General features: G+C 72.0%; 20 protein-coding genes and 1 riboswitch. Of the genes, 4 read left to right on the top strand and 16 right to left on the bottom strand.

Features of this window, described 5'->3' with window-relative positions:
* Positions 1-83: 83 nt before the first annotated feature.
* The 12 genes from gcvP to FXF51_RS00250 form a co-directional block, all read right to left on the bottom strand.
* Positions 84-2,912 (bottom strand): aminomethyl-transferring glycine dehydrogenase, encoded by a 2,829-nt coding sequence (gene gcvP, locus FXF51_RS00305; RefSeq protein WP_148432159.1) that lies wholly within the window; start codon positions 2,910-2,912, stop codon positions 84-86.
* A 181-nt stretch (positions 2,913-3,093) separates the two neighbouring features.
* A riboswitch (glycine riboswitch) is annotated at positions 3,094-3,191 on the bottom strand.
* Between the two features lie 144 nt (positions 3,192-3,335).
* Complete coding sequence (locus FXF51_RS00300) at positions 3,336-3,956, bottom strand: MerR family transcriptional regulator (RefSeq protein WP_148432158.1); 621 nt, start codon at positions 3,954-3,956, stop codon at positions 3,336-3,338.
* A gap of 147 nt (positions 3,957-4,103) precedes the next feature.
* Positions 4,104-4,574, bottom strand: a complete 471-nt coding sequence (locus FXF51_RS00295; RefSeq protein ID WP_090771501.1) for a bifunctional nuclease family protein — start codon at positions 4,572-4,574, stop codon at positions 4,104-4,106.
* A gap of 132 nt (positions 4,575-4,706) precedes the next feature.
* Complete coding sequence (locus FXF51_RS00290; RefSeq protein ID WP_222871055.1) at positions 4,707-5,360, bottom strand: MerR family transcriptional regulator; 654 nt, start codon at positions 5,358-5,360, stop codon at positions 4,707-4,709.
* A gap of 52 nt (positions 5,361-5,412) precedes the next feature.
* The gene (locus tag FXF51_RS00285) at positions 5,413-5,925 is read right to left on the bottom strand and encodes an FHA domain-containing protein (RefSeq protein WP_148432157.1); all 513 of its coding nucleotides are present in this window, start codon (positions 5,923-5,925) and stop codon (positions 5,413-5,415) included.
* Positions 5,926-6,192: 267 nt separating this feature from the next.
* On the bottom strand, positions 6,193-8,709 hold the full coding sequence (locus tag FXF51_RS00280; RefSeq protein ID WP_148432156.1) for a mannose-1-phosphate guanyltransferase: 2,517 nt from the start codon (positions 8,707-8,709) through the stop codon (positions 6,193-6,195).
* Positions 8,710-8,713: 4 nt separating this feature from the next.
* Entirely contained in the window at positions 8,714-9,295 is a 582-nt protein-coding gene (locus FXF51_RS00275) for a CDP-alcohol phosphatidyltransferase family protein (RefSeq protein ID WP_148432155.1), read from the bottom strand.
* Positions 9,296-9,501: 206 nt separating this feature from the next.
* A complete protein-coding gene (locus FXF51_RS00270) occupies positions 9,502-10,449 on the bottom strand; it encodes a GNAT family N-acetyltransferase (protein ID WP_148432154.1) in 948 nt (315 codons plus the stop codon).
* Positions 10,442-11,029, bottom strand: a complete 588-nt coding sequence (locus FXF51_RS00265; protein WP_148432153.1) for a phosphoribosylanthranilate isomerase — start codon at positions 11,027-11,029, stop codon at positions 10,442-10,444. The genes FXF51_RS00270 and FXF51_RS00265 overlap by 8 nt, the downstream gene beginning before the upstream one ends.
* 10 nt (positions 11,030-11,039) lie before the next feature.
* The gene (locus tag FXF51_RS00260) at positions 11,040-11,453 is read right to left on the bottom strand and encodes a hypothetical protein (RefSeq protein WP_262379217.1); all 414 of its coding nucleotides are present in this window, start codon (positions 11,451-11,453) and stop codon (positions 11,040-11,042) included.
* A gap of 124 nt (positions 11,454-11,577) precedes the next feature.
* Entirely contained in the window at positions 11,578-12,255 is a 678-nt protein-coding gene (locus FXF51_RS00255; RefSeq protein WP_148432152.1) for a response regulator, read from the bottom strand.
* A complete protein-coding gene (locus FXF51_RS00250) occupies positions 12,252-13,862 on the bottom strand; it encodes a sensor histidine kinase (protein ID WP_262379216.1) in 1,611 nt (536 codons plus the stop codon). The genes FXF51_RS00255 and FXF51_RS00250 overlap by 4 nt, the downstream gene beginning before the upstream one ends.
* A 129-nt stretch (positions 13,863-13,991) precedes the next feature.
* Between FXF51_RS00250 and FXF51_RS00245 the strand changes: the two genes are divergently transcribed.
* Positions 13,992-14,579, top strand: coding sequence for a class I SAM-dependent methyltransferase (locus FXF51_RS00245; protein WP_148432151.1), 588 nt, complete (start codon positions 13,992-13,994; stop codon positions 14,577-14,579).
* A gap of 259 nt (positions 14,580-14,838) precedes the next feature.
* Here FXF51_RS00245 and FXF51_RS00240 read toward each other — a convergent pair whose 3' ends face one another.
* From FXF51_RS00240 to FXF51_RS00230, 3 genes are read right to left on the bottom strand one after another with little or no spacing between them, the layout of a single operon-like run.
* The gene (locus FXF51_RS00240) at positions 14,839-15,621 is read right to left on the bottom strand and encodes an enoyl-CoA hydratase/isomerase family protein (protein ID WP_148432150.1); all 783 of its coding nucleotides are present in this window, start codon (positions 15,619-15,621) and stop codon (positions 14,839-14,841) included.
* Positions 15,621-16,535, bottom strand: a complete 915-nt coding sequence (locus FXF51_RS00235) for an alpha/beta hydrolase (RefSeq protein WP_148432149.1) — start codon at positions 16,533-16,535, stop codon at positions 15,621-15,623. Before FXF51_RS00235 ends, FXF51_RS00240 begins: the two co-directional genes overlap by 1 nt.
* A gap of 9 nt (positions 16,536-16,544) precedes the next feature.
* Positions 16,545-17,231 carry a gamma-glutamyl-gamma-aminobutyrate hydrolase family protein gene (locus FXF51_RS00230; protein WP_148432148.1) on the bottom strand — a complete coding sequence of 229 codons (687 nt, stop codon included), beginning with the start codon at positions 17,229-17,231 and terminating at the stop codon, positions 16,545-16,547.
* Positions 17,232-17,662: 431 nt separating this feature from the next.
* Between FXF51_RS00230 and FXF51_RS00225 the strand changes: the two genes are divergently transcribed.
* Both FXF51_RS00225 and FXF51_RS00220 read left to right on the top strand, forming a co-directional pair.
* Positions 17,663-18,781 carry a globin domain-containing protein gene (locus FXF51_RS00225; protein ID WP_148432147.1) on the top strand — a complete coding sequence of 373 codons (1,119 nt, stop codon included), beginning with the start codon at positions 17,663-17,665 and terminating at the stop codon, positions 18,779-18,781.
* A gap of 132 nt (positions 18,782-18,913) precedes the next feature.
* Positions 18,914-20,368, top strand: a complete 1,455-nt coding sequence (locus tag FXF51_RS00220; RefSeq protein WP_148432146.1) for a sialidase family protein — start codon at positions 18,914-18,916, stop codon at positions 20,366-20,368.
* 309 nt (positions 20,369-20,677) lie between these two features.
* On the opposite strand, the gene FXF51_RS00215 is transcribed toward FXF51_RS00220, so the two are convergent.
* On the bottom strand, positions 20,678-21,475 hold the full coding sequence (locus FXF51_RS00215) for a helix-turn-helix domain-containing protein (RefSeq protein WP_148432145.1): 798 nt from the start codon (positions 21,473-21,475) through the stop codon (positions 20,678-20,680).
* A gap of 253 nt (positions 21,476-21,728) precedes the next feature.
* Here FXF51_RS00215 and FXF51_RS00210 point away from each other — a divergent pair, with 253 nt between their 5' ends.
* Complete coding sequence (locus tag FXF51_RS00210) at positions 21,729-22,808, top strand: WD40/YVTN/BNR-like repeat-containing protein (RefSeq protein WP_148432144.1); 1,080 nt, start codon at positions 21,729-21,731, stop codon at positions 22,806-22,808.

Here is a 22,808-nt window from a genome sequence, read left to right as displayed (position 1 = left end):
GCTGCCCCAAGAGCCGAGCTGCCTCAAGGGGCGAGCTGTCTCAAGGGGTGAGCTGTCTCAAGGGGCGGCCCAGGAGTGGAGGATCAGTCCTCGTACGCCTCGAGGGGCGGGCAGGAGCACACCAGGTTGCGGTCGCCGTAGGCCTGGTCGATGCGGCGCACCGGCACCCAGTACTTGTTCTCCCGCAGCGACGGCAGCGGATAGGCGGCCTCGGAGCGCGCGTACGGGTGCGGCCACTCGTCGGCGCTGACGGACTCGGCCGTGTGCGGCGCGTTGCGCAGCGGGTTGTCCGTCTTGTCGTACTCGCCGGAGGCCACCTTGGCGATCTCGCCGCGGATGGCGACCATGGCGTCGACGAACCGGTCGAGCTCGTTCAGGTCCTCGCTCTCGGTCGGCTCGATCATCAGGGTGCCGGCCACGGGGAACGACATGGTCGGCGCGTGGAAGCCGTAGTCGATGAGGCGCTTGGCCACGTCGTCCACGGTGACGCCGGTCTCCTTGGTGATCTGCCGCAGGTCGACGATGCACTCGTGCGCCACCAGGCCGCCGCGGCCCGTGTAGAGCACGGGGTAGTGCGGGGCCAGCCGCCTGGCCAGGTAGTTGGCCGACAGGATGGCCTGCTCGGTGGCGGCGGTGAGGCCCTCCGCGCCCATCATCCTGACGTACGCCCAGGAGATCGGCAGGATGCCCGCCGAGCCGTACGGGGCCGCCGAGACGGGGCCGACGGGGGTGCCGTTGTGCAGCGGGTGGCCGGGCAGGTAGGCGGCCAGGTGGGCGCGGACGGCGACAGGGCCGACGCCGGGGCCGCCGCCGCCGTGCGGGATGCAGAACGTCTTGTGCAGGTTGAGGTGCGAGACGTCGGCGCCGAACTCGCCCGGCTTGGCCAGCCCGACCAGCGCGTTGAGGTTGGCGCCGTCGACGTACACCTGCCCGCCGGCGTCGTGCACCTTGGCGCACACCTCGGTGATCGTCTCCTCGTACACGCCGTGCGTGGACGGGTACGTCACCATGATCGCCGACAGCGCGTCACGGTGCTTGTCGATCTTGGCGTCGAGGTCGGCCAGGTCCACGTTGCCGTCGGCGTCGCAGGCCACGACCACGACGCGCATGCCGGCCATGACGGCGCTGGCGGCGTTCGTGCCGTGGGCGGAGGACGGGATGAGGCACACGTCGCGCTCGCCCTGCCCGTTGGCGCGGTGGTAGGCGCGGATGGCCAGCAGCCCGGCGAACTCGCCCTGGGAGCCGGCGTTCGGCTGGATGGAGACGGCGTCGTAGCCGGTCACCTCGGCCAGCCAGCCCTCCAGCGTGCCGATCAGCTCGCGGTAGCCCTCGGCCTGCTCGTCGGGCGCGTACGGGTGCACGGCGGCGAACTCGGGCCAGGTGATGGGCTCCATCTCGGTGGTCGCGTTCAGCTTCATCGTGCAGGAGCCGAGCGGGATCATCGAGCGGTCCAGCGCGATGTCCTTGTCCTGCAGCCTGCGCAGGTAGCGGAGCATCGCGGTCTCGGAGCGGTGGCTGTGGAAGACCGGGTGGGTCAGGTACGGGGTCTCGCGCAGCAGGTCGGCGGGCAGCGCGTCGGGGGCGTCCTCGGGGGCGATCCCGGCGCTGACGCCGAACGCCGCCCACACCTCGGCCACCTCGGCGGCGCCGGTCTTCTCGTCGCAGGCGACGGAGACGTGGTCGTCGTCCACCCGCCAGAGGTTCACGCCCCGCTCGGCGGCGGCGGCCACGACGGCGGCGGCCCTGCCGGGCACGCGGGCCAGGACGGTGTCGAAGAACTCGCCGTGCACGACCTCCACGCCGCCGCCGCGCAGGCCCTCGGCCAGGGCGGTGGCGTGGCGGTGCACGCGGTGCGCGATGCCGCGCAGGCCCTCGGGGCCGTGGTAGACGGCGTACATGCTCGCGATGACGGCGAGCAGCACCTGGGCGGTGCAGATGTTGCTGGTGGCCTTCTCGCGGCGGATGTGCTGCTCGCGGGTCTGTAGGGCCAGGCGGTAGGCGGGGTCGCCGTCGGCGTCCACGGACACGCCGACCAGGCGTCCGGGAAGCTGCCGCTGCAGGCCCTCGCGTACGGACATGTAGGCGGCGTGCGGCCCGCCGAACCCGAACGGCACCCCGAAGCGTTGCGAGGACCCGATGGCGATGTCGGCGCCCAGCTCGCCGGGCGCGGCGACCAGCGTCAGGGCGAGCAGGTCGGCGGCGGCCACGACGAGCGCGCCGGCCTCGTGCGCGGCGGCGGCCACGGCGCGGAAGTCACGCAGCCGGCCGGAGGCGCCGGGGTACTGCACGAGCAGCCCGAAGCACTCGGGCAGCTCGCCCTCCAGGTCGTGCTCCACGAGCGTGATGCCGAGCGGCTCGGCCCTGGTGGCCAGCACCGCCTTGGTCTGGGGCAGCGCGTCGGCGTCCACCACGAACACGTCGCTCTTCGACTTGCCGGCCCTGCGGGCCAGCGTCATGGCCTCGGCCGCGGCGGTGCTCTCGTCCAGCAGGGACGCGCCGGAGACGGCCAGGCCGGTGAGGTCGGAGACGACCGTCTGGAAGTTCAGCAGCGCCTCCAGGCGGCCCTGCGAGATCTCCGGCTGGTACGGCGTGTAGGCGGTGTACCAGCCCGGGTTCTCCAGCAGGTTGCGGCGGATGACGCCGGGCGTGACGGTGTCGTAGTAGCCCAGGCCGATCATGGAGGTGAGCACCCGGTTGCGCCCGGCCAGGGCGCGCAGCTCGGCGATGGCCTCGGCCTCGCCGATCGCGGCGGGCAGCTTGAGCTTGTCCTTGGCCCTGATCGCCTCGGGGACGGCCACCGCCACCAGGTCCGCGACGGATTCGAAGCCCACGGCCTCGAGCATGCGCTGCTGGTCGGGCTCAGAGGGGCCGATGTGCCTGGACGAGAAGGGCGGAGCTGACAGATCGGTCATGGGGTGTGCCTCCCGAGGCTATGGAGACCGGCGCCAGGGCGCGGACGAGTGCCGGATCTCCCCCTCTGTCAGCGCGGCCCCGCGATGTGCGGCGGCGCCACGACCTGAGAGCTTCACCCCCGGTGGGGCTTGCACCGTCGGTGAGGCGCGCCTGGCGGGTGCGCCTGCTTTCCAGAGTTGCCTCACCCGAGCGGTACTGGATGCCTGAGAGATTCCGGGGAGGGTTGCTCCTTCGGCGCCCCGGGACCAGGTGCCCGGGGACTCTCCCGCACGGGGTCGTCAGCCTTGCTGTCCTAGATTACTACGCCATGCCCGGACGACGGCTCACCGGACCGCTTCCGGCCACCGGCACACCGCACGAGCGCACGGGAGAAGTACAGCACGGGAGAAGTACAGCACGGGAGAAGTACAGCGCGGCAGAGGTCAGCCGGTGCGGCGCGCGCGGCGCCTGCGGGCCAGCTCGTCAGCGGGATGGTCGGCCGGGACGGTGTCCTCGACCGCCGCGCGTTCCCCCGGCAGCTCCGCGAGCGACCCCTCGACTTCCCGCCAGACCCGGCCGAGCGCGATGCCGAACACGCCCTGGCCGCCTTGGAGCAGATCGATCACCTCGTCGGCCGAGGTGCACTCGTACACGCTCACGCCGTCGCTCATCAGCGTGATCTGCGCGAGGTCGGCGACTCCGCGGTCACGCAGGTGCTGCACCGCCGTGCGGATCTGCTGCAGCGACACCCCGGTGTCGAGGAGCCGCTTGACGACCTTGAGCACCAGGATGTCGCGGAAGCTGTAGAGCCGCTGGGAGCCCGACCCGTGCGCCGCCCTTATCGTGGGCTCAACCAGGCCCGTGCGCGCCCAGTAGTCGAGCTGCCTGTAGGTGATGCCGGCCGCGGCGCAGGCCGTCGGCCCGCGGTATCCGATGTCGCCCGGCAGCGCCGTCGGCTGCTCGTCGAAGAGCAGACCCTGCTCCCCGGCACGCTGCCGCGCGCTCTCGCGCCGCACCGGATCTTCCTGGCCGGCCGTCTTTCCCTCGCCGCTGCTGACCGCCACGCGGACCTCCGGCTTTCTCTCATCCCGTGGCCTGATCTGGGGGTTCATAAAGGGCGACCACGGGTTTCACTTGCACCGTAGGACCGTGACCATGCTCAGTCAACGATCCGGCTCGGCGCGTCGTGAAGCGTAAATGCACTGAAATACCTACCCCGCCCTGCCGAAGTCCTCGGGAGTGATCGTGTCAAGGAACTCCCTGAACTTCTCCACCTCGTCCTCCTGGTCGTCCGGGATGATCACTCCGGCCTCCTGGACGACCTCCTCACTGGCGAAGATGCGGGCCCCCGTGCGCAGGGCGAGCGCGATCGAGTCGGAGGGACGAGCGCTCACCTCCACGCCGTTGGAGAACACCAGATCGGCGAAGAAGATCCCGTCGCGCAGGGCGACGATGTTGACGGCGCGCAGGCCGACGCCCAGCGCGCTCAGCACGTCGCGGAAGAGGTCGTGGGTGAGCGGCCGCGGCGGAGGCTCCTCCGCCTGGGCCAGCGCGATGGCCGTGGCCTCGGTCATGCCAATCCATATAGGAAGGAACCGCTCCCCGTGTGCCTCCTTGAGCAAGACGATCGGCTGATTAGTGGGCATTTCTACTCGAACGCCCACGACCTCCATCTGCAACACGGGCTGCTCCGTATTCCTGACCGGTCACCCGGCACAGCTCTTCGATCATCGCTTCTGCTGACTTGGCTTCGCAATTCAACGTAACACCCGGGGGGCCTGGAATGTGCCTCCGCCTCCCAGCTCGCTACGGTCTCAACGTCCCAGGACCGATCGGACACCCGTGCGCACAAGGGATGCGTGCAGGTCGAGCAGCAGAGTGGACAGCTCCCTGGCGACCTCGTCGGCCTCGCCGATGGCTCCCGGGCGGCGCCGCTTGAGTATGGGCGCGACCGTCTGCTCGACCAGCCCGGCCTCTCGCTCGGCCGCCGCCTTGACCGCCCGCAGATGGCGGGCGTGCAGGCCGAAACGGGCCAGGGCGCCCACGGTGCGGGCCACCTTGAGCGCCTCCTCGTCGTAACGCCTGGCCACCGGCGCCAGCAGGCCGTAGTCCTCCAGCTCGGCGAGGGTCTCCTCGTCGATCGCGGCGGCCTCCAGCAGCTCGGCCCGGCTGAGCCTGATCTCCTGCGTCTGCTGAAGGGCGCGCGGGCGGCCGAAGCTCTCGGCCATCCTGTCCTTGATCACCCGCAGCGGCAGGTAGTGGTCACGCTGCTCGGTGAGGATGAAGCGGAGCTGCTCCACGTGCAGGTGCGTGAACTTGCGGTAGCCGGACGGGCTGCGCTCGGGCTCGATCAGGCCCTCGCCCTCCAAGAACCTGATCTTGGAGATCGTCACGTCGGGGAACTCGCCCTGCAGCAGGGCGAGCACCTCCCCGATGCTCATGTGCGAGCGCGCAGCCTGAGAACTCATACCGCCTCCCGCGGACGGCCGCCCGTCACCGTGAGTCGCTCACCGCACCCGCTCATACGCCGGAGTTGCCCCGCATCAGGAACAGGAGGCGGAACTTACCGATCTGCACCTCGTCCCCCGAGTGCAGGGGGACCTCCTCGATGCGCTCCCTGTTGACGTAGGTGCCGTTGAGGCTGCCCACGTCGCGCACGGAGAACTGGCCGCCGCGCAGGCGGTAGAACTCGACGTGCCGGCGGGAGACCGTGATGTCGTCGAGGAAGATGTCGCTCTCGGGGTGGCGGCCGGTGGTGGTCAGGTCCTTGTCGAGCCGGTAGCGGCTCCCCTGGTTGGGCCCCCTGGTCACCGTGAGCAACGCCGTTCCGGGCGGCAACTGCTCGACCAGCGCCCGCTCGGCCAGGAGCATGTCGCCTGTCTCAGCCTCGTACGCCTCGATTCCCGCGACGGAGATCGTCGATGTGGTATCCCCGGAGACCTCGGGTCTGGTCAGCGGTGACCCACAGCGGGAACAGAAACGGGCATCCTCGGGGTTGGCGTGCCCGCACTGCGTGCAGTAGACGCTCGGCATCGATCGGCTCGGCCTCCTACCGCGAAGACGCGGCGACGGTGCTCAGGGCGCGCCTCGCTTCGCTTTTTCAAGTTTGCGAATGCCGCAACTTACGCTGATCAGCGGCAAAGGTCAAGGCGGGGCGCTGCACGTTGGTTTGGACGCAGACAAAGTTACCGCCGCCCCCGCCCCGTGGTCCATGCCGCCGCGCGTTTCTACATTACGATCTTGCGGCACTCCCTGGGCACATCTCCGGTAAACCCTTTCCGATCACAGCGTGTGACGCTATCACCCCGCGGCCTGTTCCACGATCCGGGCCCAGCGTTCGATCAGTGCCTGGGCGCCGTCCATGTCCCCCGCCTCGGCCCACAGATCGGTGACGGGCTCGGCGGCGGCGGGCAGCACCAGCACCCAGCTCCCGTCGTCGCGGGTCACCCGCACGCCGTCGGTGGTGTCGATGCGATGCCCCCGCTCCCCCTGCTGGACCTCGGACTCGGCCGCCTCGATGACCGAGCGCATGACGGCGCCCTTGGCCGCCCACGGCGTGGGCACGGTCCGCTTGAGCAGCTTGACCTCGGGGATCCTGGCGTCGATCTGGCTGAGCGACAGCCGGGTGCGGGCGACCAGGCCGAGCAGGCGGATGAACGCGGCCATCCCGTCGATCGCGGGGCTGAACTCCGGCACCACGAAGCCGCCGCGCCCGTCCGCCGCGAAGATCATGTCGGGGCCGGCGGCGGCCGAGGTGAGGGCGTCCAGCGCGGTGGAGGTCCACTGCACCTGCACGCCGTGGAAGCGGCACACCTGCTCGGCGACGCGCGTCGTGGTGACCGGCAGCGCCACCTGCCCGCCCCTGCGCTCGGCGGCGACCAGGTCGAGCACGACGAGCAGGGCCCGTTCCTCGCTGATGAGCTGCCCCTTCTCGTCCACCAGGCCGATGCGCTCGCCGACCGGGTCGAAGCGCACGCCGAACGCCGCCCGCGAGCTGCTGACCAGCTCCGACAGGCGCTGCAGGTCGCGGCGGCGCTCGGCCAGCGTCTCGGTGGGCGAGACGTCGTCGAGGCGGGCGTTGACGGTGAGCACCTCCACCCCGACCCGGCCGAGCAGGGTGGGCAGCACCAGCGAGGAGGTGCCGCCCGCGCAGTCCACGACCACCTTCATGTCCCGGACGCCGCCGACGCCGACGTTGCGCAGCAGCTCGTGGCTGTAGTCCTCGAACGCCCTGGCCGGATAGGCCAGCTCGGCGATCTCGCCGGGGAACGCGCGGCGGAACTCCTGCCGGGAGAAGACCCGCTCCAGCTTGCGCTGGGCGACCGGCGGCAGGTCGGCGCCCCGGTCGTCCATGATGACGATGTCCACGCTCTGCGGGTCGCCGGGGGTGGTGCGCAGCGCGATGCCGCCCGCGGCCGACTCGCGCGCGGTGTGGAAGCGGGTGACGGGCAGCGGGGCGGCCTCCAGGTCGAGGACGTTGATGGCGCCCGCGGTGAGCGCGCCGATGACGGCCCGCTTCAGCGCCCTGGCGGCCAGGGAGCAGTCGCGGGAGGTGACCACGTACTCGCCCTTGCGCAGGGTGGTGGCGTACGCGCTGGCCAGGCGCACGCACAGCTCGGCGGTGATCTCGACGTTGACCAGGCCGCTGACGCCGCGCGGGCCGAACAGGTTGCGCTGGCCGCGCGACTCCCAGATGACGCTGGTGTTGACGACCGCGCCGGCCTCGATGGTCTTGAACGGGTAGACCTTCACGCCGCTGGAGACGTACGCCTCGGCCTCGATGACGCATTCGTCGCCGATGACGGCGTTCTCCTCGATGCGGGCGCCGGCCATCACGTCGGTGCTCTTGCCGATGACGCAGCCGCGCAGGTGGGCGCCGGGGCCGAGGTAGACGTTGTCGTGGACGACCGCGCGATGCAGGAACGCGCCCTCGCGGACGACCGCGTTGTTGCCGAGCACGGTGTACTCGCGCAGCTCGGCCCCCGCCTCGACCTTGGCGTAGTCGCCGATGAGCAGCGGGCCCTTGAGCACCGCGTCGGGATCGACCGAGGCCGAGTCGGCGACCCAGACGCCCGGGGAGAGCTCGAAGCCGCCGATGTCCAGCTCGACCTTGCCGGACAGGGCGTCGGCCTGGGCCTTGAGGTAGCTGTCGTGGGTGCCGACGTCCTCCCAGTAGCCGTCGGCGACGTAGCCGTAGATGGCGGCGCCGCGCTCCAGGAGGGCGGGGAAGACGTCCGAGGACCAGTCGACGGGCTCGCCGGTGGCGACGGCGTCGAGCACCTCGGGTTCCATGACGTAGATGCCGGTGTTGACGGTGTCGGAGAAGACCTGGCCCCAGGTGGGCTTCTCCAGGAAGCGCTGGACGCGGCCCTCGTCGTCCACGATGATGATCCCGAATTCGAGGGGGTTCGGTACCCGTTTGAGGCCGATGGTAACGAGAGCCCCATTTTCCCGGTGAAAACGGATCATGTCGGATAAATCAATATCCGTCAGGGCATCTCCGGAGATCACCAGAAATCGGTCATCACGGAGGCGGTCGGCGGCGTTCTTCACGCTGCCGGCGGTGCCGAGCGGGACGTCCTCGGTGGCGTACTGGAGGCTCATGCCCAGCTCGTCGCCGTCGCCGAAGTAGTTGCGCACCAGCGCGGCCAGGAACTGCAACGTCACCACCGTCTCGGTGACGCCGTGCCGCTTGAGCAGGCGCAGCACGTGCTCCATGATCGGGCGGTTGGCCACGGGGAGCAGGGGTTTGGGCTGGTTGGCGGTCATGGGACGCAGCCGAGTGCCCTCCCCGCCCGCCATGACGACCGCCTTCACCCGATCACCCCTTCTTGGCCGCGGTTACGAGTTGGCGCACCTGTACCACATACAGCACCCCCGCCCACCAGTACAGGCCCGTTCCCCAGAGCGCGAAGGCCCACCCGACAATCCGGGCTATTTCGGCATACCACCCAGTGTGGGAGGCAAGGAAGAGGAGAGGGAAGGCGTACATGAGGTTGAACATGGCGGCCTTGCCCAGGAAATGCACCTGAAGTGCCTTATACCCGTATTTGCGAAGTACGGGGAAGAAACTCGCGACCAAGAGTTCACGCCCGAGGATGACCACCACCAGCCACCACGGGATGACCTCCCGCACCAGCAACGCGAAGATCGTCGCGAACACGTAGAGCTTGTCCGCCGCCGGATCGATGAGCCGGCCCAGCTTGCTCGTCTGGTTGAACGCCCGAGCGATCTTTCCGTCGAGCCAGTCCGTGAAACCCGCCACCGCCAGGACGCCGATGGCCCAGCCGTCGGCCTGTGGCACGAGAACCAGCCAGAGGAACACGGGGACGCCCAGGAGGCGCAGGAAGCTCAGCAGGTTAGGAACCGTCCAGATCCGGTCCTCGGCGGAAGTTTCGCTCACGCAGCAGACCCTACTGCGTGGAACTGCGCGGCAGCGCTCGCCTCCCACCCCCGCTTTCCCAGGCCACCCGGCTCGCCGCCTTCACGCGCCGTGCGCCCCGGCCGTGCGCCTCGCAGCACGCGGCGTGCGCCTCGCAGCACGCGGCGGCCCGGGGCGCGCAACGCGTGGGGCGCACAGCCTGCGGAAGCGCGCAGGCGGCCCGGGGGTCAGGTGCGGAGGAAGGCGTGGGTGCGGCCCACCTCGGTGAAGCCCAGACGTTCGTAGAAGTGGCGCGGCCAGTCGCCGGCGTCCGCCAGCAGGAAGATCAGCTCGGCGTCGCGCGCCTCGGCCAGCAACGACCGCATCAGGGAACGCGCGTACCCCTGGCCCCGGTGCTCCTCGCCGGTGAAGACGCTCTCGATCTGGGCGACCCCGCCGTGCGCGTACAGGTCGGCGCGGGCGGCGATCTCCCCTGACGGGGTGCGCACGCCGCGGAAGCCCACCGTGTCGGCGCCCCGCAGCCGGGCCTCCACCCGCCGGGCGAGCCCGTCGATCACCTCCTCGGGGGCCTGCGGCAGCGTGCGGCGCCAGTCGCGGCGCAGCACCGGCTCCAGCTCCGCCGTATCGAGCCGCTCCGCCGGTGGCGGGTCGTGCGGGAGCTGGCCGCGGAAGACCATCACGAGGTTCGTCTCGTGCTCGTAGCCGGCGGCGGCGAACGCGGGCGCGCAGGCCGTGCCGAGCCGGTCGTCGTCGACGCACACGAGGCGGTGCCGCCGCTCGGCCAGCACCTCGTCGGCCGCCGCCATCAGCCGCCAGGCCTGCTCCTCGCCCGCCGGCATCGCCCCGGCCAGCCCCTCACCGGCCAGCCCCTCACCGGCCGCCCCGCCCGGACTCCCGCCGACGGCCGCCCCGCCCGGGCCTGTGCCGGTCGCCGCCCCGCCTGGACCTTCACCGGCCGTGCCCTCGCCAAGGGCGTTGCCGTCCGTCGTGATGATCAGCTTGTTGTCGTCGTACGAGCCGGGAAAGCGATCGTCCAGCACCCCGAACCCGCCCGGCACCGGCACCACCACCGGCGCCCGCCGGCGGGCGAAGCCGTGCAGGAAGGCGAGGGCGCGCGCCAGGTCGGCCGCCGCGCCACCGCGGTCGAGCGCCGGCCACCTGGCCAGTTCATCCACGGACGCTCCGGAGGAACTCCTCGATCAGCCGCGGGTCCTTGACTCCCGGCTCGCTCTCCAGGCCGCTGGACACGTCGACCCCCCACGGGCCGGCGGCCTCGATGGCCTCGCGGACGTTGCCGGGGGCGAGGCCGCCGGCGAGCAGCCACCGGCCGGTCGCCTTGCCGCGCACGGCGGCCCAGTCCCACGGCTGGCCGGAGCCGGCGTGGGGGGCGTCGACCAGGAGCAGGTCCTCGTCGTAGGCGCCGCAGCGCAGGTCGGCCTGGGCGTCCACGGCCCGGATGAGGGTGACGCCGAGGTCCTTGAGCGCGGTGAAGTCGCCGTGCGGGTGGGTGCCGTGGAGCTGGACGGCGCGCACCCCGGAGGCGAGCGCCGCCGCGCGGACCGTCTCCGGGTCCTCGCCGCGGAAGACGCCGACGGTGAGCACGTGCTCCGGGACGAGTGCGGCCAGTTCGGCGGCGCGCTCGGGCGTGACGCGGCGCGGGCTCCTGGTCATGACGAACCCGATCGCGTCGGCGCCCGCCTCGACGGCGGTGGCCACGTGCCCGGGCTCGCGCAGCCCGCAGATCTTCACATACACATCTCCGACCTTAGCGGCGGCGGGCCGCTGCCGGGGACCATGCCCAGACCAGTACGGCGGTGATCAGCCCGAACAGGGTCACCCCCGCGGGCAGGTGGGCGCCGAGCCACAGCCAGGTGACGTGCTGGAGCATGCCGACCACGAACAGCGCGACGCTGGCCAGGGCGGGCCAGCCGGCGCCGCGTCCCGGGCGCCAGACCAGGACGGCCAGCACGATCTGGACGAGGGCGACGAGGTGCACGGCCATGCCGGCCAGGACGTGGGCCTCGATCATCGGCTCGGACTCGACCGCCTGGCCGGCGAAGGAGGCGGCGACGAGCAGCGCCGCCGCCTGGGCGGTGACGGCGACGCGCAGGCTGTAGAGGAGGCCGGAGGAGACCCGGCCCGCAGGCCGGGGCATGGTGACGGTTTCCCGCATGGCCATGGAGGATCCTTTCGCTGGGTGAAGGATCACATGGTGGCGGGGGGCGGCGCCGGGGGTCGTCACCCTGCCGGATGACTCACCGGTACGTCCGGGGATGGATCTCCACCGGCGCCGTACGGGCCGGTCAGCCGCCGCGCGGCTGGCGTACCGGGCGGAAGGAGGCGTCGACGAGGCCGGTGCGGTGGGCGACGACGGCGGCCTGGATGCGGTTGCGCAGGCCCAGCTTGTCCATCGCGGCGGCGATGTGCGTCTTGACCGTCGTGACGCCGACGTGCAGCTCCTCGGCGATCTCCGCGTTGGACAGGCCGGTGCCGACCAGGGCCAGCACCTCCAGCTCCCGCTCGGTCAGCCCGGGCGGGGCGGCGGGCGCGGCCTGCTCCTCGGCGGCCAGGAAGCGTTCGACGACGCGGCGCAGCACGGAGGGGGCGAGGAGCTGCTCGCCTGCGGCGGCCCTGCGGACGGCGTCCACCATGCGCTCGGGCTCGTCGTCCTTGACCAGGAAGCCGACCGCGCCGGCGCGCAGGGCTGCGTAGACGTTGCCGTCCTCGGCGAAGGTGGTCAGCACGACGATGCGGGTGCCGGGGCGGGCGGCGAGGACGCGTTTGATGGCTTCCAGGCCGTCGACCCTGGGCATGCGCAGGTCCATCAGGATCACGTCGGGCAGGTGGCGCTCGGCCAGGCGGACGGCCTCGGCGCCGTCCTCGGCCTCGCCGACGACCTCCATGTCGCCGGTGGCCTGCAGCAGCATGCGTACGCCTGCGCGGACGAGCGCCTGGTCGTCGGCGACCAGCACGCGGATCACGCCGCGCTCCCCGGGGACACGCGGGTGTGGGCGGGCAGGTGGGCGGCCAGCAGCCAGCCGCCCTCGCCGTCGGGCCCGGCGCTGAGGGTGCCGCCGAGGGTGCGCACCCGCTCGCGCATGCCCGCCAGGCCGCGCCCGGAGGAGGGCAGGCGCTCGATGGCGGTGGGCGGGCGGCCGTTGCGGATCTCGACGTCCAGCCCTTCCTCCGACGGGGTCACGGAGACGCGGACCCGGGTGCCGGGGCCTGCGTGCTTGAGCACGTTGGTCAGTCCTTCCTGGACGATGCGGGCCGCCGAGGTGCGGGCGATCAGCGGCGTCTGGTCGGTGGCCGGGTCGAGGTCGAGGTCGACGACGAGGCCCGCGGCGGCCATGCGCTCGGCGGACTCGCGGACGACGTCGGCGGGGTTGGCCAGCAGGTCGGGCTGGCGGTCGGGGTCGCGCAGCAGGTCGAGCAGGTCGCGCAGGTCCTGCAGCACCTGGTGGCCGGTCTCCCTGATGTCGTTGAGCGCGTCGGCGACGGGCCCGTCGGGGGCGGCGTAGCGGGCGGCGCTGGCCCGCAGCACCATGGCGCCGACGTGGTGGGCGACGATGTCGTGCACGTCGCGGGCGATGCGCTCGCGTTCGGCGAGCTGGTCGGCGCGCACCTGGGCGACGGCGGCGCGCGCGGCCTCCTCGGCGACGAGCTTCTCGGTGGCCGCGGCGGCCCTGCGCACGCCCAGGTAGCGGCCGATGGCGATGGGCGTGGCGACCAGCGTCATGAGGACCCCCACGCGGAATCCGGTGATCTCGGTGTTGTCGCCGACGACGGCGATGGCGGTGAGCAGGCAGCCGGTGACGTACGCGGCCACCGTCCACGCCCAGGACACCACACGCATGGAGAACACGCCGATGGCGATGAGGGTGAGGATCACGCACGTGTTGACGGCGGCGTTCAGGTAGGTGTCGGCGGAGACGAGCAGCACGCCCTGCAGCAGGAAGACCAGGCCGGGCAGCCGCCTGGCGATGCCCAGTGACAGGCCGCCCACGACGGCGAGCAGGCCGACCACCCAGACGGGCTGGGTGCCGGAGTGCCAGGCGGTCCAGGTGCTGAGCACGGTGATGGCCACGCCGCCGGCGGCGAGCAGCGCGTCGGGGGTGACCTCGCGCTCCTCCAGGCGTTCCGCGGAGCTGCGCAGGTAGGCGCCGAGCACGGCGGGGAAGACGGGCAGCAGGACGGAGTACATCCACATGTTGCCGGTGAGCGCGGCGCCGGGGTCGGCGATGTTGAACGCGGTCGCGAAGATCGACGCGGCCACGGCCAGGGCGGTGGCGCGCACCCTGGAGGTGTAGCCGGCCACGCCGAGCGCCACGCACAGGAGGATCTGGGCGGTGTTGGAGGTGAACGAGCCGAGCTGGTCGGTGACGAACAGGGCCGCCGCGAGGTAGAGGCTGACGATCACGGGCCAGCGGCGCACCAGCCCCATGGGCAGGCCGACCAGCAGCGCCATGGGCAGGTTCAGCTCGGCGGGGAGGAACTCCGTGTCGCCCGCCTTGGCGGTGGTCAGCAGGTCGAGGCCCACTGCCGAGGCCGCGACCAGGATATCGAGCGGCACACCACGCCAACGCATGGACACACCGTATCCGCCTCGCCGCGTGCGGTTGTTCCTCCGGGCGGAGGAGTGCGCCTCCTCCAAGTGGCCGGAGGTCCGCCCGGACGGCGGAGCGATCAAGCGCGGTCGCGGGCCTAGGTTCGGGTCATGCCCAACGACACCGCACTGTTCCTCGGCCAGTTCCTGCGCAACCCGGCCGCCATCGGCGCGCTGGCGCCGAGCTCGCGGCATCTGGCCGCGGCCGTCTGCGCGCCTGTCCCGGAGAAGGGCGAGCCGATCGTGGTCGAACTCGGGCCTGGTACGGGCCCGTTCACCGCGGAGATCCAGCAGCGGCTGAGCGGGCGGGGGCACCATCTGGCGGTGGAGCTGAACGAGCCGATGGCCCGGCTGCTGGCCGAGCGGTTCCCGAAGGTGGACGTGGCCAACGCGGACGCCACGCGCCTGAGCGACCTGCTGGCCGAGCGCGGGCTGCGGATGGCTGACGTGGTGGTGAGCGGGCTGCCCTGGGCGGCGTTCCCCGGCCAGTTGCAGCGTGATCTGCTGGGTGCCGTGACGGGGGCGATGAGCCCTGGGGCGGCGTTCACCACGTTCTCCTACATCCACGCCATTCCGCTCAGCTCCGCGCGGCGGTTCCGCGCGCTGCTGGCGGAGCGGTTCGAGGAAGTGGTGCCGGGGCGTACGGTGTGGCGGAACACTCCGCCCGCCTTCGTCTTCCACGCTCGCCGTCCCCGATAGGGACCTTGCTCGCTCGCCGTCCCCAACAGGGGCCCTGGCGGGGAGCCCGGCCGCCCGATTGGCGCCGTAATCGGGCGGGCCACGCCTGTAAGCGGGGAGCTGGTTGCTCAACCCCCTCGCGGCGCGGGCACTCGGACCGCCCCGCGGCTTTCCGCGACCGGCAGCCGCGTCGGTTGACCTCCTCCCCCCGTCGTCGTCCTCCGTGAAAGCCGCCTACCCGAGGCCTGGGGAAGCATTCGTCTCGTGCCGGGATCGGAGGTCAGCCGAAGGCGGGCGGCCGCTTCTCGCGCAGCGCGCGCACGCCCTCACCTGCGTCGGGGCCGGTGAATCCGAGGAACTCCATGGCGAGCGAGGCGTCGAAGGACGGGCCCGCCAGGCGCAGCCAGTTGTTGAGCGAGTACTTGGTGAGCCTGATCGCCTCCTGGGCGCCGGCCGCGAGCCTGACGGCGATCTCCATGGCCTTGTCGTGCACCTGGTCGTCGTCCACGCACAGGCTGACGAGGCCCATGCGCTCGGCGTCCTCGCCGGTGACGGGCTCGCAGAGCAGCAGGTGGTACTTGGCCTTGGCCATGCCGCACAGCAGCGGCCAGATGATCGCGGCGTGGTCGCCGGCGGCGACGCCGAGCCTGGTGTGGCCGTCGATGATGCGCGCGGTGCGGCCCGCCACGGAGATGTCGGCCAGCAGCGCGACGGCCAGCCCCGCGCCGACGGCGGGGCCCTGGATGGCGGAGACGACCGGCTTGGCGCAGTTGAGCACGTTGTAGACGATGTCGCGGGCCTCGGCGAAGACGCGCAGCCGGGTGGCGTGGTCGCGCATCATCTCCTCGATCATGGACAGGTCGCCGCCCGCCGAGAAGGCCCGGCCCTCGCCCCTGACCACGATGGCGCGCACGCTGTCGTCGCGGTCGGCGTCGCGCCAGATCTCGCCCAGCTCGCGGTGGGCGGTGGCGTCCACGGCGTTGAGGCGGGACGGCTCGCTGATCGTGATCCGCAGCACGCCCTCGGCCGGGGTGTCGAGCTTGAGCTTGGTGTAGGCGTCCATCACAGGTGCTCCCGCAGCCGGTCCGCGACGTACTCTCTGGCCTCGATCGCCTGGTCGAACAGGCCGGGCAGGACGTAGAACGAGTGCACCGCGCCCTCGAACCTGCGCAGGTCGACCGGCACGCCCGCCTCGGCCAGCAGGGCCGCGTAGCGTTCGCCCTCGTCCCTGAGGACGTCGCAGCCCGCGGTCACGATCGTGGCGGAGGCCAGGCCGGACAGTCCGGGCAGGCGCAGCGGGGACAGCCGCGGGTCGGCCGGGTCGGCCTCCGGCGCGTACTGGCGGGCGAACCAGGCCATCTCCTCGGCGTCCAGGCCGAAGCCCTTGGCGAACTCGGCGTAGCTGGGAGTGTCCATCGCCACGTCGAGCACCGGGTAGACGAGCACCTGGTGCGCCAGTCGCAGGCCGGCGTCGCGGGCCTGCCAGGCGGCGACGGCGGCCAGGTTGCCGCCCGCGCTGTCGCCGCTCACGGCGACGCTGCCGTTGCTCTGGTAGAAGGCGGGCCTGGCGAAGATGTCGCGCACGACCGTCCAGGCGTCGTCGGCGGCGGCCGGGAAGGGGCTTTCCGGCGCCAGCCGGTAGTCGACGGAGACGACCACGGCGCCCGTGCGGATGGCCAGGTCGCGGGCGGTCGGGTCGTTGCGTCTGACGCTGCCGAACACCCAGCCGCCGCCGTGGAAGTAGACCACGACCGGCAGCGGGCCGTCTCCCGGGTCGGCGCGGTAGATGCGGATGGGGACGCCCTCCGCCTCCTCGTCACGCACGAACGGCAGCTTCGTCAGCGGCCCTCGGTGGGCCGCGAACGTGTCCTGCGCGCGCATGTCCTGGATCGCGGCCAGGTCGAGCGCGGCCAGGTCGGCGTCGAGATCCGATGGGTACCGGGCGAGGTACTCCCGCGCCTGGGGGTGCAGCGGCATGATCGCAGCCTAGCGGGCCGCCTCGATGAACGCATCGAAGAGGCGGTTGTCGCCGCCTCTCTCCGGGTGCCACTGGACGCCCACGCCGAACCGGTGTCCCTGCAGCTCGATGCCCTCCACGATCTGGTCTTCCGCCCAGGCCACGGCCAGCAGGCCGGAGCCGAGACGGCGTACGGACTGGTGGTGCGGCGCGCTGGTCTCGACCCGGTCGCCGACGGCCTTGCCGAGCTTGCTGGAGACGCTGACCTGGATCGTGTGACCGCCGTCCGGCTCGGCGTGCCGGTCGCTGTCGAGCACGTCGGGCAGCCACGGGATGAGCGTGCCGCCCTGGGCGACGTTCAGCACGTGCATGCCCCTGGCGACGGCCAGGATCGGGATGTCGGCGCGCACCGCGGCCCTGGCCAGGGCCAGCTCGAACCGGTCGCGCTGCGCCTGCGGCTCGTGGACGCGCTCGTCCTGCTCGCCGTTGTAGGCGTCGGCCGCCACCTCGACGCCACCGGCCAGGACGACGCCCTTCAGCCCGCTCACGTAGTCGTCCACGGCGCTGGGAGCCAGGGGCGGCAGCACCACGGGCGCGCCCCCCGCCCGCCCGACCGCCTTGGCGTAGGAGGGCGGGGACAGCACGGCCTCCCGCACCCAGTCGCCCCAGCGGGCTGCTTCGAAGTAGGCGGTGATACCGATCAGCGGTCGGGACATGCGATCTCCATGGGGGCATGGTGGAGTCGGGCGGCCGTCGGCTTCGGCCTCACGGGGACGGCCCCACGCCCCATCATGGCGTACTCCCTTTCCGATATGTCACCTCTCCCAAAGATCCCTTGCCTCCCTGGGCACGGGCTTTCCGTGATTCGCCCGTTCCGTCCCTGGAGGTGACGTTCGCTCCAGGTCGCACCCTCGCCGGCCCGCCGAACAACCCCCGATGAATGCGAGAAATATTTATCTTCGTATTTCCATCTCGAAACCGCGCGAAATTGGTGGGAATCGGTTGTGACGCGTCATCAGTGGTGTAAGACTCAATTTCGAGCGCACGGGAATGGCCGGGGAGGGCCCCGCGCTCACGACCCGGACTGTCAGGGAGGTGCAGGTCGAGACCGGAGTACGAGGCCGGTCAAAAGGTGGGGCTGGAACATATGTCGTTGAATCCGCGACTGGTCAAAGAGAGTTTCTCCGTCGTCGAACCCGTGGCCGACAAGGCCACGGCCTACTTCTACGGCCGCTTGTTCGCCGAGAGTCCACACTTAAGGGGCATGTTCCCGCCCGCCATGGACGTCCAGCGGGACCGGTTGTTCGGGGCGCTCACCCGGATCGTGTGGAGCCTGGACAGCCCCGACAGCCTGGCGGCCTTTCTCGGGCAGCTCGGCAGGGACCACCGCAAGTACGGCGTGGTCGCGGAGCACTACACGGCCGTGGGCAACGCCCTGCTGGCCACGATCCGCCGGTTCGCGGCCGACATCTGGAACCACGAGATCGAGGCGGCGTGGGTGTCGGCGTACACGGCGGCGGCCAACCTCATGATCGAGTCCGCCGAGTCCGACGCCGGGGTCTCCCCCGCCTGGTGGCTGGCCGAGGTCATCGACCACGAGCCGCGCCACCAGGACATCGCGGTCCTCACGCTGCGGCCCACGCAGCGCCTGCCGTTCGCCCCCGGCCAGTACGTCAACGTGCAGACGCCGCGCTGGCCGCGCGTGTGGCGGACGTTCTCCATCGCCAACGCGCCGCGCCCCGACAACACGATCAGGCTGCACGTGCGCTCGGTGCCCGGCGGCTGGGTCTCGACCACGCTGATCAGGCACACCCGCGTCGGCGACACGCTCATGCTGGGCCCGCCGATGGGCACGATGGCGCCGCGCGAGCACAGCGTGCGCGACATGCTCTGCGTGGCGGGCGGCACCGGCCTGGCGCCGCTGAAGGCGATCATCGAGTCGGTCATCGCCTCCGGCCGCCGCCCCAACATCCACCTGCTGTACGGCGCCCGCACGGCCGAGGAGCTGTACGACCTGCCCGACCTGATCAGGATGGAGTCCGCCTACCCCTGGCTGCGGGTGCTGCCGGTGGTCTCCGACCAGCCCTCCTACGACGGCATGCGCGGCAGCCTGCCCCAGGTGACGCGGCGCTTCCGCTCCTGGGCCGAGCACGACGTGTACGTGTGCGGCCCGGTCTCCATGGTCAACGAGACGGTGCGCTGCCTGCAGATCGACGGCGTGCCGCTGGCGCGGATCCACCGGGACATCGCCCAGGGCGGACGCTGACCCGGCGGGAAGATCTGGACGGGAGGTTGACAGCGGGCACGGGACGGTGCCAAGTGGATGTTGACACGCCCTGTGAGGTGAACCGTGCCATCGCCCACCCGGCGCCGAGCAATCGGCGGACTCGTCACCGTCATGACCGCGATCCTGCTGTTATCCTCCGCCCCCGCCTTCGCTGCTCAGACGGACGTTTCCCCGGCGGCTCAGACGGACGCCTTCCTGGCGGCCGGGACGGACGGGCAGGCCGTGCCGCTGACGGAGCTCGCGTCCGACGCCTACGCCGGCGCGCCCGGCCAGCACGGCACCTCGGCCGGGCCTGACACCTACCACTGGGGTACGACGATCGTGGCGGCCCAGCAGGCGGGCCGATTCCACGACGGCGGGGCCGCCGGCATCACGTTCGCCACGTCCGCCGACAACGGCGCCACCTGGGCGAAGGGCACGTTGCCCGGGATCACCACGGCGGGCGGCGGCCCGTACGCGCGGGTCAGCGACCCGTCGGTGGCCTACGACGCCGAGCACGGCACGTGGCTGATCACCTCGCTCGCGCTCGCCGACGCCGGCGGTGTGACCGGGGCGGCGGTGCTGACCAGCCGCTCCACCGACGGCGGCCTGACCTGGAGCGCGCCCGTCACCACCGCCACCGGCGGCGACCTGGACAAGAGCTGGGCCGTGTGCGACAACGGCGCCGGCAGCGCGTTCCGCGGCACCTGCTACGCGGTGTTCGACGATCACGCCGCCGGCAACGCGATCAAGGTGGCCCGCTCGGCGGACGGCGGCCAGACCTGGGCCGTGACCGCCACCACCGCCACCGGCCTGGGCGGGCAGCCGGTGGTGCGGCCGAACGGCGCCGTGGTGGTGCCGTACCTGAGCGACGACGGCCAGATCCGCTCCTTCCGCTCCCGCGACGGCGGCGCCACCTGGAGCCAGAGCGTGCTCGTCTCGCAGGTGCAGCGGCACACGGTGGCGGGCGGGCTGCGCGCCGCGCCGCTGCCGTCGGCCGAGGTGGACGCCGCCGGCACCGTGTACGTCGTCTGGCAGGACTGCCGCTTCCAGGTGGAGTGCGCGGGCAACGACATCGTGCTGAGCAGCTCGGCCTCCGGCGCCACGTGGGGCGAGGTGCTGCGCGTCACCGAGGACGGCGGCGACCACTTCATCCCCGGACTCGGCGTGGACCGCGACAGCTCCGGCAAGGGGGCCCGGCTCGCGCTGGCCTACTACCGCTACCCCGACGCCGCCTGCGCGCCCGCCGCCTGCCGGCTCACGGTCGCCTACACCTCCTCCACCAACGGCGGGGCGAGCTGGTCGGCGCCGGTCGAGCTGCACGCGGGCATGGCGCTGGACTGGCTGGCCAACAGCACGCAGGGGCGGACGGTGGGCGACTACATCTCCACCTCCGTGGTGCCGGGGGGCGCGGCGTTCCCGGCGTTCGCGGTGGCGGGGACGCCGGTCGGCGGGGCGTTCGACGTGCGGACGCACACCGTCGTCGGCGGGTTACCGGTCACGGGCGGGGAGCCGCCCACGATCGCGATCGAGGCGGCCGTCGCCAGCGGCGAGCCCCCAGCGGTCGCCTCCCCGACCGCCCGCTAGCGTCCCGTCCCCCCGACCGCCCGCTAGCGCCCCGTCCCTCCGCGGACGCCCGCAGGCGTCCCGTCGCAGAGCGCTCGCCGGCGTCCCGTCCCTCAGCGGACGCCCGCCAGGGTCCGGTCTCCTCGCGCGCGGCCCTAAGGAGGCGCCCTGCTGGAGGGACGGTCCTTTGGGAAGCACCCCCGCCGGAGGACGATCCCCTGGGAGGCGCCCCGCTGGGCAGGCGGGCCCTGGGAGGCGCCCCGCTGGGCAGACGGGCCCTGGGAGGCGTCCTGCCAACGGGGGGCCGCTCCTGAGCGGGGCCGGAGCGCGTCAGGGCTTGCGGAACGCGGCGGCGGTCTCCTCATCACTCGGCCAGAACGTCTCGATGGCCAGCTCCGACACCGTCACGTCCACCGGCGTCCCGAACGTGGCGATCGTGGTGAACATGGACAACACCCGATCCCCCGCCGCGATCCGCAGCGGCACCAGGATGTCGGCGGGCCCCGGCACGTGCGCCACGTTGAGGTCCACCCCCGGATAGGTGTAGGCCGCCAGCTCGTCGTGCAACTCGGCGAGCTGCCCGTTCCCGGACATCTCGGCCTGCCGCCGGAGCTGGTGCAGCAGGTGGGCCCGCACTTCGGCCAGGTTGAGCAGCCGCCCGCCCATCGCCTGCGGGTGCAGCGACAGCCGCATCACGTTGATCGGCTCGCGCAGCAGCTCGTCGGGCACGCCCTCCATGAACATCGCGGCGGCCGCGTTCGCCGCCACCAGGTTCCACGTCGCGTCCACCACCACCGCCGGGTACGGCTCGTGCCCGGCCAGGATCTTGTCCAGCGCCTGCCGGACCACCTCCATCTCGGGGGCGCGCACCTCCCGCTCGGGGTAGACGGGCGCGAACCCGGCCGCCATCAGCAACCTGTTGCGGTGCCGCAGCGGCACCTCCAGCTCCTCGGCCAGTCTCATCACCATCTCGCGGCTCGGCCGGGCGCGGCCCGTCTCCAGAAAACTGATGTGCCGGGCGGACACGTCGGCCTCGATGGCCAGGTCGAGCTGGCTCGTCCGCCTCCGCTGCCGCCACGACCGCAGCAACGCTCCGAAAGAATCCTCATGTACGGCCACAGCTCCCATGCCGGACACCGTAGCCGTCGCGGGGAAGGCTCTCGATTACCCCTCAGGTAATGCCCGGCGGTCCACGCCCGGCTTGCGCGGGGAATCTCCCAGTGCTCGGTAACTGTCGGTCGCGCGTGGCACGATGGCCGCAAGCCCGCACGGGAGCTCCGCCACGGCGGCTCCCCTGCCACAGAGGAAGGGGATTTCCCCCGCACCATCCCACGCTTCCCCACGCCCAGCAGGACAAGGTTTCCACGCTTGAGGAGATTCGATGAGTGACGCAGTGGTCGCGATCGGCACCCGCAAGGGCCTGTTCCTCGCCCGTTCGATCGGCGGCGGCCCCTTCAGGGTCGAGCCGATCCAGTTCTCCACGGTCGCGATCCCCTCGGTCGCGATCGACACCCGCGGCACCACTCCCCGGCTGCTCGCCGGCATCGAGTACGGCCACTTCGGCCCGTCCGTCATGTACTCCGACGACCTCGGCGCGAGCTGGCAGGAGGCCGAGCAGCCGCCGATCGCCTTCCCCGAGCAGACCGGGGCCACGCTGACCAGGGTCTGGCAGCTCGCGCCCTCGCCGTCGGAGCCCGACGTGGTGTGGGCGGGCGTCGAGCCCGCCGCGCTGTTCCGCTCGGAGGACCGCGGTGTCACCTACCGGCTGGTCGAGGGGCTCTGGGAGCACCCGCACCGCGAGCACTGGCAGCCGGGCGGCGGCGGCCTGTGCCTGCACACGATCGTCAACCACCCCACCGACCCGGAGATCATGGCGATCGCGGTGTCGGCCGCGGGCTTCTACCGCTCCACCGACGGCGGCCTGTCGTGGGAGGCGGCCAACAAGAACATCCGCGCCCCGTTCATGCCGGAGGGCCAGCAGTACCCGGAGTACGGGCAGTGCGTGCACAAGGTGTCCATGCACCCGTCCCGGCCTGAGCGGCTCTACCTGCAGCACCATTTCGGCGTCTACCGCAGCGACGACTTCGGCGGGAGCTGGCACGACATCGGCTCGCCGCTGCCGTCCGACTTCGGGTTCCCGGTCGTGGTGCACCCGACGCGGCCCGACACGGTCTACGTGCTGCCGCTGACGGCCGACATCGACCGCACCCCGGTCGGGCACCGCTACCAGCCCCACCGCAGCGACGACGGCGGCAGAACCTGGCAGGCGTTCTCGAAGGGGCTGCCCGAGGGGCCGGTGCACGCGACCGTGCTGCGTGACGCGATGACGGCGTCGGAGGCGGGGGTGTTCTTCGGCACGCGCGACGGCGAGGTCTACGGCTCGCTCGACGACGGCGAGACGTGGGCGCCGATCGCGACGCACCTGCCCGACGTACTGACGGTGCGGGCGGCGGTGCTCTGA

Source organism: Nonomuraea sp. PA05, assembly GCF_008086045.1.
Lineage (GTDB): Bacteria > Actinomycetota > Actinomycetes > Streptosporangiales > Streptosporangiaceae > Nonomuraea > Nonomuraea monospora.
Note: the sequence above shows the minus strand (reverse complement) of the source record. Positions and strands in the feature narration are given on the sequence as shown.